This window comes from Micromonospora sp. NPDC050397, from assembly GCF_044901685.1.
Taxonomy (GTDB): Bacteria; Actinomycetota; Actinomycetes; order Mycobacteriales; family Micromonosporaceae; genus Micromonospora_G.
Genome location: NZ_JBJDPS010000004.1, coordinates 84,720 through 99,065 on the forward strand (window position 1 = coordinate 84,720; position 14,346 = coordinate 99,065).

Below are 14,346 nucleotides of genomic sequence, written 5' to 3' on the forward strand. Positions count from 1 at the left end.
CGATGGATGGCCTTGTCGCAGGTCACGCGCTGTCGGTGGAAACGCGGTCTGCTGCCGGGGCAGGTTCGTCGCGTTCACTACAAAGACTCCGCAGAACGTCGCTCGGTTGCACCTGTTCGAGCAGTATTTGTAGCCATCTGCGATCTAGGGTCGACATGATGACGAGCCGTTGATCGGTGGCCGAATCGTATCTTCGCGGAGGACTCCATGGGGGGCAAATTCACCCCGGTAGCAGCCGTACTGCTCAGCGTTGCCACGGGTGTCGCCTGGGTAACCCTGTCGGCCTCGCCGGCCGCCGCCCACAACTCGCTGACCAGCAGCGATCCGAAGGACGGGGCTCGGCTGGACTGGGCGCCGGCCCGGGTGACCCTGACCTTCCTGGCCAAACTCGATCCCCAGGCCACCAAAATCACGGTCACCGGGCCGGATAACGTTTCGGCCGCAAGTGCCCCGCCGACCTTCGCCGGGGCCAAGGTCGCGGTCGGGTTCCGGGCCGGCCCGGCCGGTCTCTACACCGTCGGGTACGAGCTTCCGTCCGGTGACGGCCATCCGGTCAAGGGCAGGATCCGGTTCACCCTTACCGTCGGCGCCCCGCCGAGCACACCGCCGACCCCGTCCGCCACGCCACCACCGTCCGTGGCGCCGATGCCGTCCCTGACGCCGACGCCGATGCCGTCCCTGACGCCGACGCCGATGCCGTCCTTGACGCCGACGCCGATGGCGCCCGCAGTGGCGGCGACGTCGCCGACGGCCGATCCCGACCTCGCCCCGGTCGCCGGCACCGACCGCAACGGAGACGGTGGGTCGGCCCGCTGGCCGTGGGCGGTCGGTGGTGCGGTGCTGCTGGGGGTCGCGCTCGGCGGCGGTCTACTGGCGCGTCGCCGCCGAGCGCGGTTGGACTGAACTCAGGGGAGCCGAACCCGGGCGGCGCGCAGTCGGGTCAGCGTACGCTCGCGGCCGAGTACGACCAGCGACTCGAACAGCGGCAGACCGACCGTACGGCCGGTCACCGCGACGCGTACCGGGGCCTGGGTCTTGCCGAGTTTGAGCCCACGCTCGGCGCCGACCCGCTCCAGCGTCTCCTTGAGCGGCTCGGTCTCCCAGGTCTCCAGCGCCTCGAACGCGGTGATCGAGGCGTCGAGCAGTTCGGCCGCGCCCTCCTTCATGGTCTTGGTCCACGCCGCCTCGTCGATCAGCGGGCTGGACAGGAACAGGAAGTCGACGTTCGGCACGATCTCGCTCATCACCGCGATCCGGGTCTGGGCCAGCGGTGCCACCGCCGCGAACGCGGCCGGGTCGAACTCCTCCGGCTGCCACGGCGGCGGGGCGATGGTGTCGGTGCCGGTCAGCCACGGCTGACAGGTGGCGACGAACTCGTCCACCGGCAGCGCCCGGATGTACTCGCCGTTGAAGGCGCGCAGCTTCTTCTCGTCGAAGAAGGCGGGGGAGGGGTTCACCTCCTCCAGCCGGAACTCCGACTCGATCACCGACCAGGGCACGATCTCGCGGTCGCCGGAGGGCGCCCAGCCGAGCAGCATCAGGTAGTTGCGCATCGCAGAGGCGAGGTAGCCCTCGTCCTTGTACGCCTCCAGGGCGACCTTGTCCCGCCGCTTGGAGAGCTTCTGCCGCTTCTCGTTGACCACCACCGGCACGTGTGCCCAGACCGGCGGCTTGACCCCGAGCGCCTCCCAGAGCAACTGCTGCTTGGGCGTGTTCGGCAGGTGCTCCTCGGCCCGGATGACGTGGCTGATCTCCATGATCATGTCGTCCACGACGTTGGCCAGCAGGAAGACCGGGGAACCGTCGCCCCGGGCGATCACGAAGTCCTCGATCAGCTTGTTCTCGAACGTCGGCTCGCCCCGGATCAGGTCCACCACCACGGTCGAGCCCTCGTCCGGCGTACGGAAGCGCAGTGCCCGACCCTCGCCCGGCCCCAGGTTCCGGTCGCGGTGGTAGCCGTCGTACCCCTGGAACTGCGAACCGGTACGGGCCTGGACCTGCTCCCTCGTGCAGTCGCAGTAGTAGGCGCGGCCGAGGCCGTAGAGCTTCTCGGCGGCGGCCCGGTGCTGCTCGGCGTTGGCCGACTGGAAGTACGGACCCTCGTAGCTGCCCCGTTCGACACCGATCCAGTCCAGCGCGGAGAGGATGCCCTCGGTCCATTCGGGCCGGTTCCGGGCCGCGTCGGTGTCCTCCACCCGGAGCACGAAGACACCGCCCTGCTGCCGCGCGTAGATCCAGTTTTGCAGGGCCGACCGGGCACCGCCGACGTGGAACATGCCAGTCGGGGAAGGGGCAAAGCGTACGCGTACCGTCACCGCCCCAGCCTACGGCCGACCCCGTCCGCCCCCGCCACCAGGTTTGCGTACCGCCCCGGTGCCGCCACCGCGTGCCGTGTGCGTCGTGCCGCCCAGGGTGGTGCCGCCACCGCGTGCCGTGTGCGTCGTGCCGCCCAGGTCCGTCCGGTGGTGGCCATTGCCGCGATACGACGATGGCCGAACGTTCCTCCGTCGTTGGCCGGACGGCGGGCGTTCGTTGCCGACCGGACGGGTGACCGATCCCGGCACAAAAGCGGGTAGCGGCCTAAACGGTCGGGCTGGGAAGATCCGTATTCCTCGCGATCGCGAGCGGATTTCACCTGGAGGGGTTCACCCAATGCAGGAGCAAAACGGGGACAAGGTCGTCGGACGTCGGCGGCTGCTGCGCCGGGCCGGAACGGTCGCGGCCGGAGTCGCGGGTGCCGGTGCGGTGGCCGGCATGGCCGCGACGCCGGCCCAGGCGGCGCCCGGTGACGCCGTCGTTCAGGGGGCCACGAACAACGCGGGCACCACCACGACCAACCTGACCAACAGCAACGACGGCGGCGCGACCCTGGAGCTGCGCAACACCGCCCAGCCGATGGGGTTCCAGGCGGGACCGGCCCTGCGTCTGGTCCCGTCCGGCGAATGGCTCGCCGACGGGACGCCGGCCGGCGGGATCAGCGCCGACCAGTACGGCAACCTCTGGGTTAGCGCACCGGCCGGAAACACCACCTTTTCGGAATTCGTGCACACCCAGCGCACGTCCAACACCATCATCCCGGTCACGCCGACCCGAGTTGTCGACACCCGCTACGCCTGGGGACGGCAGTTCATCACGAACCCGAACGGCAACATCGCCGCCAACGGGCAACTGATCGCCAACCGTTCGGTGGACATCGCGCTCGATCAGTTCGTGTATTACGGCGAGGCCGTGTTCCTCAACGTGACGGTGACCGGGTCCGCGGCGAACGGGTTCGTGCAGGTCTGGCCGGCCGGGATCTCCCGGCCCAACACCTCGAACGTGAACTACGTCAAGGGCCAGGACCTGTCGAACTTCGCCCTGACCGCCATCGGCGACAACTCCGACTCGAACGAGGTCATCTCGCTCTTCACCACCCAGAACACTCACGTGATCATCGACGTGGTGGCGTTTGTGATCGGCTTCGGCCAGGTCCTTTCACCGGACGCTGCCGGTGCCCGCGTGGCTGGCGGCTCGCCGGCTGAGTTGCAGGCGCTGACCGAGCGGCGGCGGGCGCGGGCCCAGGCGGCCAAGGCGAAGCGGAAGCAGTAAGTGGCTCAGCTCGTGGAGGTAGCCATCACCTGACGGCGGCAATGACCGGCCTCCGAGGGTGATGGAGTGACGCGTACCGGGTGGCCCCGGACCGGGATTCGGTCCGGGGCCATCGCCGTTTCGCCAGCCACGTACGCCGTGTGACCTCGCTCGCGGTTGCCGCCCCAGCGGGCGGTTGCCGTGCCGTCCCGCTATCGTCGCGGGCGGCTCCGCCGTCGTCGTCCGCCTGACCAGCGGTGATCGGGGCCGACCGACGGGTCGGGCGGGGTCGGGTGCGGGCAGGGGGGCGAGCGGGGTGGTACGTCGGCTGGACTGGTCGGGGTGGCTCGCGCTCGGGCTGCTCGCCCTGGGGCTGGTGGCGCTCGCCACCGGGCTGGTGCCGGCCGCCGACGCCGACACCACCCTGCGCCGGATCACCCCGATCCTGGTCTTCCTGCTGTCGGTGCTGATCCTGGCCGAGTTGGCGGCGCGGGCGGAGTTCTTCGACGTACTCGCGGCGCGGATGGCGATCGTGGCCCGGGGCAGCTACCCGGCGCTGTTCGGGCTGAGCGTGGCGCTGGCCGCACTGACCACCATGATTCTCAACCTGGACACCACCGCCGTCCTGCTGACCCCGGTGATGCTGGCCGTGGCGGCCCGGGCCGGCATCGCGCCGCTGCCGCTGGCGATGACCACCATCTGGCTGGCCAACACCGCCAGCCTGCTGTTGCCGGTCTCCAACCTGACCAACCTGCTCGCCGCCGACCGGGTCGGGCTGCCGATCCTCGGTTTCGCCGAGCGGATGGCCCTGCCCCAACTGGCCGCGCTGCTGGCCACCGCCGCCTGCCTCTGGTTCTGCTACTGGCGCCGGGGGCTGCGCCCGGACCGGAGCTTCCAGCCGCCGCCGCGTTACCGCCCCCGGGACCCGGTGCTGTTCCGTACGGCGGCGGTGACCTGCGGCTTCTTCGTGCTGGGCATCCTGGTCGGGGTGCCGATCGAGGTGGTCTCGGTGGCCGGTGCGATCGTCCTGTTGGTGGCGTTCGCGGTCCGGGACCGGGGCGCGGTGCACTGGGGCCTGCTGCCCTGGCGCCTGCTGGCCCTGGTCGGCGGCCTCTTCCTGGTGGTGGACGCGGTCGGCCGGCTCGGTCTGTCGCACCTGCTCGCCGTGCTGATCGGGGTCGATCCCGGGCTGGCCGGGGTGTGGCGGTCGGCGGCGGTCGGTGGCGTACTCGCCAATCTGATCAACAACCTGCCGGCGTACGTGGCCGCCGAGGCGGTGGTGCCGCTCGGGCACACCGACCAACTGCTCGGACTGCTGATCGGCACCAACGCCGGACCCCTGGTGCTGCCCTGGGCGTCGTTGGCCACGCTGCTCTGGCTGGAGCGGTGCCGGGCGGCGGGGCTGCGGCCGGGCTGGGGACGGTTCCTGCGTACGGGCGCGTTGACCGCCACCGTGACGGTCACCGCCGCCGTAACCGTCCTCCTCCTGCAACGCTGGTAAGGAAGGGCCCCTTATTAACGCATAGCGTTAATAAGGGGCCCTTCCTTACCGCACGGAGCGGATGTTGAGGACGAGGATGCTGCCGAGCAGGGTGACGGCGGCGGTGACGGCGTAGAGGGTCGGGTAACCGCCGAGGTGGACCACGATCGGGGCGGAGAGCGCCGGACCGAGCACCTGCGGCGCGGCGTTGGCGATGTTGATCACTCCGAGATCCTTGCCCCGGTCGGTCGCCACCGGCAGCACCTGTGTGATCAGCGCCGCGTCCACGGCCAGGTAGACGCCGTATCCCGCACCGAGCAGGAACGCGGCCACCAGGGCGGCGGGCCAGACCGGCGCGACGGCGAGCAGCAGCGCGGCCACCGCCATGATCACCCCGGACCAGATCACGAAGACCCGACGCCTCCCGGACCGGTCCGAGAGCCGGCCGGAGACGACGGCGGTGCCCATCATGCCGGCGGTGTAGAGCAGGATCAGCACCAGCAGCCCGGCTTCCGGGTCACCGTGGCGCACCTTGTCCTGAAGGAAGTAGAGCAGGTAGAGCGTGCCGAGCGCGTTCCCCATCTGGACCAGGAAACGGGTGCCCCAGGCCCAGGCAAAATCGGGGTGCCGGCGTGGGTCGACCCACATCCCGGCGAGCAGTTCGCGCCAGCGCAGCGCCGTCCGGCGCGTACGCGGCAGCGGATCGTCCGGGGTGAGCAGCGCGAACGGCAGCGCCAGCAGGAGCAGGGCGACGGACAACGCCAGGTAACCGGCCCCGGTGCCGCCGGTGACCAGGCTGGTGACCAGCACCGCGCCGACCACCAGCCCGAGCGCCTGCGGGATGCCGACCCAACCGGAGACGCCCCCGCGCTGGGCCACCGGGACCCGGTCCGGGACCGCCGCAGTCAGCGCGGCGAGCATCGCGTTGAGGCTGGCCTGGGCCGCGACCCAGGCCAGCGCGACACCGGCGATGGTGCGCTGCTGGGCCAGCAGGGCGAACGACCCGGCGGCGAGCAGCGCGCCGACGACCGTGAAGACGTGCCGGCGGCCGACCTCGCGCCCGCCGAGGCGGAGCACGGTACGGTCGGAGAGCGCCCCGGCCAGCGGATTGGCCAGCACGGCGGCGAGCGCCCCCAGCCCGGTCACCACCGCCAGCATGCCCTCCTTGCCGGCCGGCGAGATCGACTCGACCTGTTGCGGCAGCAGGATCTGGATCGGGGTGAAGAACGCCATCCAGACGCCCAGGTTGGCGCTGAAGATCAGGGCGATCCAGCCTCGGCGTACCGGGACGGTGGGTTCGGCGAGCGCGGCGGGCAGGGTTCCCGGGATCGGCTGCACGGCGGTCATTCCAGGGTGCCGGTGGCGGCGATCTGGTCGCGGTACCAGCCGTACGAGGTTTTTGGGGTCCTGACCTGGGTGTCGAAGTCGACGTGCACCAGGCCGAAGCGTTTGGTGTATCCCTCGGCCCACTCGAAGTTGTCCAGCAGCGACCAGACGTAGTAACCACGTACGTCGACGCCGTCGACGATCGCCCGGTGCAGTGCGCGCAGGTGCCCGTCGAGGTACGCGACCCGTTCCGGATCGTGGCACCGGCCCTGCTCGTCGATCGTGTCGTCGTACGAGCAGCCGCCCTCGGTGATCTGGATCGGGGGGAGGCGGTCGCCGTACTCGGCGCGCAGTCCGGTGAGCAGTTCGCGCAGTCCCTCCGGGTCGACCGGCCAGCCGAAGCTGGTGGTCGGGTAGCCGTCGAGCGGCACCAGGTCGAACGGGAGTGGGCTGTCCGGGTCGCTCGGCGCGCGTACGCCGGTGGGGTTGTAGTAGTTGACCCCGAGCACGTCGATCGGTGCGGCGATGGTGTCCAGGTCGCCAGGATGGACCACGGTCGCGTCGGCACCGGGTATCTCCGGGTAACCCCGGCCCAGCAGCGGATCGGTGAAGAGCCGGTTGTGCAGCGCGTGGTAGGCGGCGCGGGCCAGGTGGTCGGCGTCGGTGTCGCCCAGCACCCGGACCGGGGAATAGTTGTTGGTGATCCCGACCGGGCCGCCGGTCGCGGCGCGCAGCGCGGCCACCGCGAGCCCGTGGCCGAGGAGTTGGTGGTGGGCGACCGGGAACGCGTCGAAGAAGCGGGTCTGGCCGGGGGCGTGCGTGCCCAGCCCGTAGCCGTAACTCATGTGGACAAACGGCTCGTTGAGGGTGAGCCAGAGCGCGACCCGGTCACCGAGCCGGCCGGCGACCAGGGCGGCGTAGTCGGCGAACCGGCCGGCGGTGTCCCGGGCCAGCCAGCCGCCCTTGTCCTCGAGTGCCTGCGGCAGGTCCCAGTGGAAGAGCGTGGCGACCGGGTCGACGCCCCGTGCCAGCAGGCTGTCCACCAGCCGGTCGTAGAAGGCGAGGCCGTCGGAGTTGGCCTGACCGGTCCCGTCCGGCTGGATCCGGGGCCAGGCGACCGAGAATCGGTACGCGTCGACGCCGAGCCCGGCGAGCAGGGCGACATCCTCGGCGTACCGGTGATAGTGGTCGCAAGCGGTGTCGCCGGTGCTGCCGTCGACGACCGTGCCCGGGGTGTGGGCAAATCTGTCCCAGATGGATGCTCCGCGACCGTCCTGACTGGTCGCACCCTCGATCTGGTACGCCGAGGTGGAGACGCCCCAAACAAATCCGGCGGGAAAGTCGGGCAGCGGAACGGTCGTCCGGGGCGGTGGCGAGGTCATCTCGGGCAGTGGCACGGTCATCCACCCTCCTCGAAACGCGAAAGTTGCTCGGACTCTAGTCCGTCGGCGTGTCGATGGGTAGACGTCCGGTTTGGTGCCAATATGCGCATAAGCTGCGAATGTTCGTACGATGTCCTCAATGAAGGCAGATAGAGATGATGCTCATTGAACGCAGCGTGCGGGTGGCAGCGAACATCGACGCGGTGTGGGACGTGGTCCAGCGCGCCGAGCGGTTGCCGGCCTGGCTCGCTGGAGTGAGGCAGGCCGAGGTCCTCTCGGGCGAGGGTTTCGGCCGGCGGCAACGGGTTCGGGTCATCCGCGGTCCGGCCGTCGACGCCGAGGTGATCGCCTACCAGGCGCCGACGCTGATCGCCTGGCGCGAGCGGACCGAGGGTGCCGGCGCCCGCTCCGAGGCACGCACGGAGGTGTACGTCGAACTCGCCCCCGACGGCGACGACGCGACCGAGGTACGGCTCATCATGGTGCGCTGGCCCGCCGGCCCGATCAGCGGCGCCCTGCTCCGCTGGGGCATGCGCCGGGTCGGCTCCAACCTGGAAGGCTCGCTGGCCCGGCTCACCGGACTGGCCACCGTCAACTCGTCACCACCCGTCCCGGTCGGCTGACCCGTGCCCGCCCAGAGCGAAGGGCCCGCCCCACGGGGGCGGGCCCTTCGACGATGCGGGGACAGGGATACGGCTGTCCCGTACGGCTAGCCGGTTACGAGTCGCCGCCGGTCTCGCCGACCGGAGCCGCCGAGATGTCGTTGATCGCGTACTTCGCGGCTGCCTCGGCCGGGACCGAGGCGGGTACTACCCCGCGGAGCGCGAGCTGCCGCAGCGTCGCCACCGCGACCGACTCCGCGTCGACGTGGAAGTGCCGACGCAGCGCGTGCCGGGTGTCGGAGAGACCGAACCCGTCGGTGCCGAGCGAGGTGTAGTCGCCCGGAATCCAGCGCGAGATCAGGTCCGGCACGGCCCGCATCCAGTCGCTGACCGCGACCACCGGGCCGGGCGCGTCCGCGAGCTTGCGCGCGATGTACGGCACCCGCTGCTCGCCACCGGGGTTGAGCAGGTTGTGCTCCTCGGCCTCGACCGCGTCACGACGCAGCTCGGTCCAGGAGGTGACCGACCAGACGTCGGCCGCCACACCCCAGTCCTGGGCCAGCAACTGCTGTGCCTTCAGGGCCCACTGCATGCCCGTACCGCTGGCGAGCAGGTTGGCCCGCGGCGTCTCGCCGCCCCCGGCGCTGGTCACCGACGGCGCCGGCGCGTAGCGGTAGATGCCCTTGAGCAAGCCTTCCACGTCGACGTCGGCGGGCTCCGCCGGCTGGACGATCGGCTCGTTGTAGACGGTGAGGTAGTAGAAGATGTTCTCCGGGTCCTCGCCGTACATCCGGTGCAGACCGTTTTCCAGGATGTGCGCCATCTCGAACGCGAACGCCGGGTCGTAGGCGACGACGGCCGGGTTGGTCGCGGCGATCAGGTGCGAGTGCCCGTCCTCGTGCTGGAGACCCTCACCGTTGAGCGTGGTCCGTCCGGCGGTGGCGCCGAGCACGAAGCCGCGCGCCATCTGGTCCGCCGCCGCCCAGAACGAGTCGCCGGTGCGCTGGAAGCCGAACATCGAATAGAAGATGTACAGCGGGATCATCGGCTCGTCGTGGGTGGCGTACGCCGACCCGGCGGCGGTGAACGAGGCCACCGAACCGGCCTCGTTGATCCCCTCGTGCAGGATCTGGCCGCTGGTCGCCTCCTTGTACGACAGGAACAGCTCCCGGTCGACCGAGGTGTACTTCTGCCCGTGCGGCGAGTAGATCTTCTGCGTCGGGAAGAGCGAGTCCATGCCGAAGGTACGCGCCTCGTCCGGGATGATCGGCACCCAGCGCTTGCCGAACTCGCGGTCCTTCATCACGTCCTTGAGCAGCCGGACGAAGGCCATCGTGGTGGCGACCTTCTGCTTGCCCGACCCGCGCTTGACGTCGGCGAACCGCTCCGGCCCGGGGATCGCCAGCGCCTTCTGCTTGGTCCGCCGGCTCGGCAGGTAACCGCCGAGCTGCTGACGCCGCTCGCGCAGGTACGCCAGCTCGTCCGACTTCTCGCCCGGGTGGTAGTACGGCGGGAGGTACGGGTTCGCCTCCAGCGCGCTGTCCGGGATGTCCAGGTAGAGGCGGTCGCGGAACGACTTCAGGTCGTCCAGCGTCAGCTTCTTCATCTGGTGCGTGGCGTTGCGGCCCTCGAAGTGCGAGCCGAGCGTCCAGCCCTTGATGGTCTTGGCCAGGATGACCGTCGGCTGCCCGGTGTGCTCGGTCGCCGCCTTGTACGCCGCGTAGAGCTTTCGGTAGTCGTGACCGCCCCGCTTGAGGTTCCAGATCTCGTCGTCGCTCATGCCCTCGACGAGCTTGCGGGTGCGGGCGTCCCGACCGAAGAAGTGCTCCCGGACGTACGCGCCGGACTCGGCCTTGTACGTCTGGAAGTCACCGTCCGGCGTGGTGTTCATCAGGTTGACCAGCGCGCCGTCGGTGTCGGCGGCGAGCAGCGGGTCCCACTCCCGGCCCCAGACGACCTTGATGACGTTCCAGCCGGCACCCCGGAAGAACGACTCCAACTCCTGCATGACCTTGCCGTTGCCCCGGACCGGGCCGTCCAGCCGCTGCAGGTTGCAGTTGATCACGAAGGTGAGGTTGTCCAGCTCCTCCCGGGCGGCGACCCCGATCGCGCCGAGCGACTCCGGCTCGTCCATCTCGCCGTCGCCGAGGAACGCCCAGACGTGCTGGTCGGACGTGTCCTTGATGCCCCGGTTGTGCAGGTACCGGTTGAACCGGGCCTGGTAGATGGCGTTCATGCCGCCGAGACCCATGGAGACCGTGGGGAACTCCCAGAAGTCCGGCATCAGCCGTGGGTGCGGGTAGGACGGCAGACCGCCGCCCGGATGCGACAGCTCCTGCCGGAAGCCGTCGAGCTGGTGCTCGGAGAGCCGCCCCTCCAGGTACGCGCGCGCGTACATACCGGGGGAGCCGTGGCCCTGGTAGAAGATGTGGTCACCGCCACCCGGGTGGTTCTTGCCCCGGAAGAAGTGGTTGAACCCGACCTCGTAGAGCGACGCCGAGCTGGCGTAGGTCGAGATGTGTCCACCGACGCCGATCTCCGGGCGCTGGGCGCGGTGCACCACCATCGCCGCGTTCCACCGGATGTACGCCCGGATCCGCCGCTCGACGTGCTCGTCGCCGGGGAACCAGGGCTCGCGTTCGGAGGGGATCGTGTTGATGTAGTCGGTGGTGGTCAGCGGCGGTACGCCGACCTGGCGCTCTCTCGCGCGCTCCAGCAGACGGAGCATGACGTAGCGGGCGCGTTTGGCACCGCGCTCGTCGATGACTCCGTCAAGCGACTCGACCCATTCGCTGGTCTCTTCGGGGTCGATGTCCGGAAGCTGGCTCGGCAGGCCGTCGCTGATTACCGGGCGCTTGCGTTCCGTGGCCACAGGCGTTCCCTAGGTTGTGTGTGGGATTAGTCTCTGGCGCCATCCTGCCCCCTCATGCCCGGTTCCGTCACGCCTAGTGGCCACAGACGCGACACTCGACACACGTACCCCCCAGTAACTTGGCGGCAACATGTTCGTCAGCTAGCACCCGCCTTCGGCGAAGGAAGGGCCCCTTGTTATCGCTTTTGGTAGAGGAAGGGCCCCTTCCTAACGCCTGAGGCAGACTGGCCTCCATGCGTACCGAGGTCATCAACGTCCGGACCGGCTCGACTCCCACCGTCCGGGACATCACCCGGGAGGCCGAGTCGTTCGTCGACGGGCAGGGCGACGGGCTGCTGCACGTCTTCGTCCCGCACGCGACGGCCGGGCTGGCGATCATCGAGACCGGCTCCGGCTCGGACCAGGACCTGATCACCGCCTTGGACGAACTGCTGCCGACCGACGACCGGTGGCGGCACCGGCACGGCTCACCCGGCCACGGCCGGGACCACGTGATGCCGGCCTTCGTGCCCCCGTACGCGAGTGTGCCGGTGCTCGGCGGCCGGCTCGCCCTCGGCACCTGGCAGTCGATCTGCCTGGTCGACCCGAACGGCGACAACCCCACCCGCCAGGTGCGCTTCTCGTTCCTCCCCGGCTAGCCCCCGCCCCGCCCGGCCCGTCCGCCCCCACCCTGTTGATCATGAAATTGTCGCATCAAAACGCCGCCCGGCGACGAGCGCGATAACTTCGTGATCAACGACCGACCCGAAGGGGGCGGGCGGGCAGGGGTGTTACGGGCGTACGGTCTCGCGGGTGACCGTGTCGTCGGCGCGGGACGTGTCGGTGGGGGGCGTGGTGCGACGCGCGGCGGCGGGCGGGTCCAGGGGCCGGTCGTACGTCTGGTGCAAGCCTGGCACCCGGTCCTCGATCACGAACGAGGCGCGGGTGTGCACGGGCGCGTCCGGGGTGCTGACATACGGGAGCACCTCGAAGTCCGCCGCCAACTGCTCGGTGGTGATCTTCGTCAGGACGTAGCCGCGCTGGTTGTTGTAGAAGCGCAGGTGCGGGTTGATGGCGAGGAACGGGTGGTCGGCCGGGTTCGAGTCGGCGCCGTTGCCGCCGGATGTGATCGACGAGCAGACCAGCTCGGTGCCGACCGTACGCGAGGTCGGGTCGGCGTAGTCGAGCTTCAGGTCACTGGCCCAGTGGGCGTGCACGTCGCCGGTGAGCACCACCGGGTTGCGTACGCCGGCACCGAGCCACCCTCGGGTGATCCGGTCCCGGGAGGCGACGTAGCCGTCCCAGGAGTCCATGCTGGTCACCGTGGCCGGGCCGGCGTCGTTGTCCCGCTGGGCGAAGAAGACCTGCTGGCCGAGGATGTCCCAGCGGGCCGACGAGCGGCGGAACCCGTCGAGCAGCCACCGCTCCTGCGCCGCACCGGTGATCGAGCGGGCCGGGTCGACCGCCGCCGGGCAGTCCTTGTAGCCGTCGCCGCAGCCCTGGTCGTCCCGGTACTGCCGGGTGTCGAGCATGTGGAAGGTGGCCAGCCGGCCCCACTCCACCCGCCGGTAGAGCTGCATGTCGATGCCGCGCGGGATCGACGTACGGCGCAGCGGCATGTTCTCGTAGTACGCCTGGAACGCCGCCGCCCGCCGGGCCGGGAACTCGGGGTCCGCCGCCTCGGGCACGTCGTCGGCCCAGTTGTTCTCCACCTCGTGGTCGTCGAAGACCACCAGCCAGGGCGCGACCGCGTGGGCGGCCTGGAGGTCCTGGTCGGTCTTGTACTGGGCGTGCCGCTGCCGGTAGTTGGCCAGCGTGCGGGTCTCCGGCCCCTGGTGGTCGCGCGGGTTCCCGCCCGGGATGTTGTACGTGTCCGGCGCGTACTCGTACTGGTAGTCGCCGAGGTGCAGGATCAGGTCCGGGTCGGCCTCGGCCAGCCGCTTGTACGCGGTGAAGTAACCGTGCTCGTACTGCGAGCAGGAGACGAACGCCATGGCGAGCGAGCCGCCGAGGCTCCACGGCGCAGGGGCGGTCCGGGTCCGGCCGACCGGCGAGGTGTGCCGCTCGGCGTGGAACCGGTAGAAGTATTCCCGTCCGGGCAGCAGGCCGTTCAGTTCGACGTGGACGCTGTGCGCCGACTCCGGCCGGGCGATGGCGGTGCCGTGGCGTACCACGTGCCGGAACCGCTCGTCGGCGGCGAGTTCCCAGCGGACCGGGACCGCCCGCGACGGCATGCCGCCGAGCCCGTCCTCGGCCAGCGGCTGCGGGGCGAGCCTGGTCCAGAGCACGAACCCGTCGGAGTCGGGGTCACCGGAGGCGACGCCGAGGGTGAACGGGTCCTCGCGCAGGGGGCGGGCCGGGGTCGCGCCGGCCGGGGCGGCCAGGGCGCCGGTCACGGCGCCGGCGGCGCCGATCGCCGCGCCGCTGAGCAGGAGGGTACGTCGAGAGACTGACATGCAAAGCTCCCAGGATCCGGAAAAATTCGGACCCCGTGAGCCTTTCGATCGACGGTTCCCTCAGCGACACGCGTCGATAACCACCACCCGAACACGAGGTGACAAGCCCGTCGGAACATTGATCATGGACGTGACCTTGGCGATAGCGTTCGGGCAGGTGGTCGATGCGCGGGTACCGTCCTGAACATGGCACAGACCGGCGACCCGACCGCCCCCAGCACCGTGGCCGGTGACGTGGTGCGGCGGATCATGCACCTCTCCGGGGCCATGCGGCACTTCATGGACGTCGACCTGGCCGCGCTGGGGCTCACCCCGGCGGTCGCCCGCGCCCTGCGCGAACTCGACCCGGACCAGCCACTGCCCGCCCGTGACCTGGCCGAACGCCTCGACTGCGACCCGTCCAACGTCACCCTGCTGGTGGACAAACTGGAACGACTGGATCTCGTACGTCGCCAGGTCGACCCGGCCGACCGGCGGCTGCGTACCCTCGTGGTCACCGACTCCGGCCGTCGCGTACGCGACCAGGTCGACCGGATCATGTCGGACTCCCGACTGCTCGACGGGCTCACCGCCGACGAGCTGGCCACCCTGCGCACCCTGTTGTGGAAGGTCTCCGACGGCGGCTGCCCCACCGAACCCCCGCTGACCTGACCGGAAACCGGCTGCCCCGGCGCCACATCGG

At 70.3% G+C, this 14,346-nt stretch carries 11 protein-coding genes; 6 read left to right on the plus strand and 5 right to left on the minus strand.

The window, feature by feature from the left end; all coding sequences use genetic code 11:
• Positions 1-207: 207 nt before the first annotated feature.
• Positions 208-903, plus strand: coding sequence for a copper resistance protein CopC (locus ACI2K4_RS16145; protein ID WP_404512016.1), 696 nt, complete (start codon positions 208-210; stop codon positions 901-903).
• 2 nt (positions 904-905) lie between these two features.
• On the opposite strand, the gene gltX is transcribed toward ACI2K4_RS16145, so the two are convergent.
• The gene (gene gltX / locus ACI2K4_RS16150) at positions 906-2,315 is read right to left on the minus strand and encodes a glutamate--tRNA ligase (protein ID WP_404512018.1); all 1,410 of its coding nucleotides are present in this window, start codon (positions 2,313-2,315) and stop codon (positions 906-908) included.
• A 337-nt stretch (positions 2,316-2,652) separates the two neighbouring features.
• On the opposite strand from gltX, the gene ACI2K4_RS16155 reads away from it, so the two are divergent.
• The gene (locus ACI2K4_RS16155) at positions 2,653-3,588 is read left to right on the plus strand and encodes a hypothetical protein (RefSeq protein ID WP_404512020.1); all 936 of its coding nucleotides are present in this window, start codon (positions 2,653-2,655) and stop codon (positions 3,586-3,588) included.
• 295 nt (positions 3,589-3,883) lie between these two features.
• Entirely contained in the window at positions 3,884-5,068 is a 1,185-nt protein-coding gene (locus tag ACI2K4_RS16160; RefSeq protein WP_404512022.1) for an SLC13 family permease, read from the plus strand.
• A gap of 45 nt (positions 5,069-5,113) precedes the next feature.
• On the opposite strand, the gene ACI2K4_RS16165 is transcribed toward ACI2K4_RS16160, so the two are convergent.
• Together ACI2K4_RS16165 and ACI2K4_RS16170 are read right to left on the minus strand one after the other, a co-directional pair.
• Entirely contained in the window at positions 5,114-6,394 is a 1,281-nt protein-coding gene (locus tag ACI2K4_RS16165; protein ID WP_404512024.1) for an MFS transporter, read from the minus strand.
• Positions 6,391-7,776 carry a GH1 family beta-glucosidase gene (locus ACI2K4_RS16170; protein ID WP_404512026.1) on the minus strand — a complete coding sequence of 462 codons (1,386 nt, stop codon included), beginning with the start codon at positions 7,774-7,776 and terminating at the stop codon, positions 6,391-6,393. Before ACI2K4_RS16170 ends, ACI2K4_RS16165 begins: the two co-directional genes overlap by 4 nt.
• 134 nt (positions 7,777-7,910) lie before the next feature.
• Between ACI2K4_RS16170 and ACI2K4_RS16175 the strand changes: the two genes are divergently transcribed.
• Positions 7,911-8,378 carry an SRPBCC family protein gene (locus ACI2K4_RS16175; RefSeq protein ID WP_404512028.1) on the plus strand — a complete coding sequence of 156 codons (468 nt, stop codon included), beginning with the start codon at positions 7,911-7,913 and terminating at the stop codon, positions 8,376-8,378.
• 94 nt (positions 8,379-8,472) lie between these two features.
• Here ACI2K4_RS16175 and aceE read toward each other — a convergent pair whose 3' ends face one another.
• Entirely contained in the window at positions 8,473-11,229 is a 2,757-nt protein-coding gene (gene aceE / locus ACI2K4_RS16180; RefSeq protein WP_404512030.1) for a pyruvate dehydrogenase (acetyl-transferring), homodimeric type, read from the minus strand.
• A 233-nt stretch (positions 11,230-11,462) separates the two neighbouring features.
• Between aceE and ACI2K4_RS16185 the strand changes: the two genes are divergently transcribed.
• Positions 11,463-11,867 carry a YjbQ family protein gene (locus tag ACI2K4_RS16185; protein ID WP_404512032.1) on the plus strand — a complete coding sequence of 135 codons (405 nt, stop codon included), beginning with the start codon at positions 11,463-11,465 and terminating at the stop codon, positions 11,865-11,867.
• Positions 11,868-11,999: 132 nt separating this feature from the next.
• Here the strand turns inward: ACI2K4_RS16185 and ACI2K4_RS16190 are convergent, their stop codons facing one another.
• Positions 12,000-13,664, minus strand: a complete 1,665-nt coding sequence (locus ACI2K4_RS16190; protein WP_404512034.1) for an alkaline phosphatase D family protein — start codon at positions 13,662-13,664, stop codon at positions 12,000-12,002.
• Positions 13,665-13,850: 186 nt separating this feature from the next.
• Here ACI2K4_RS16190 and ACI2K4_RS16195 point away from each other — a divergent pair, with 186 nt between their 5' ends.
• The gene (locus tag ACI2K4_RS16195) at positions 13,851-14,315 is read left to right on the plus strand and encodes a MarR family winged helix-turn-helix transcriptional regulator (protein ID WP_404512036.1); all 465 of its coding nucleotides are present in this window, start codon (positions 13,851-13,853) and stop codon (positions 14,313-14,315) included.
• Positions 14,316-14,346 lie beyond the last annotated feature (31 nt).

Bases quoted from the DNA above. Each gene is read 5' to 3' on its own strand.
- ACI2K4_RS16145 (WP_404512016.1), top strand. From the start codon at position 208: ATGGGGGGCAAATTCACCCCGGTAGCAGCCGTACTGCTCAGCGTTGCC.
- ACI2K4_RS16155 (WP_404512020.1), top strand. From the start codon at position 2,653: ATGCAGGAGCAAAACGGGGACAAGGTCGTCGGACGTCGGCGGCTGCTG.
- ACI2K4_RS16165 (WP_404512024.1), bottom strand. From the start codon at position 6,394: ATGACCGCCGTGCAGCCGATCCCGGGAACCCTGCCCGCCGCGCTCGCC.
- ACI2K4_RS16170 (WP_404512026.1), bottom strand. From the start codon at position 7,776: ATGACCGTGCCACTGCCCGAGATGACCTCGCCACCGCCCCGGACGACC.
- ACI2K4_RS16175 (WP_404512028.1), top strand. From the start codon at position 7,911: ATGATGCTCATTGAACGCAGCGTGCGGGTGGCAGCGAACATCGACGCG.
- ACI2K4_RS16185 (WP_404512032.1), top strand. From the start codon at position 11,463: ATGCGTACCGAGGTCATCAACGTCCGGACCGGCTCGACTCCCACCGTC.
- ACI2K4_RS16190 (WP_404512034.1), bottom strand. From the start codon at position 13,664: ATGTCAGTCTCTCGACGTACCCTCCTGCTCAGCGGCGCGGCGATCGGC.
- ACI2K4_RS16195 (WP_404512036.1), top strand. From the start codon at position 13,851: ATGGCACAGACCGGCGACCCGACCGCCCCCAGCACCGTGGCCGGTGAC.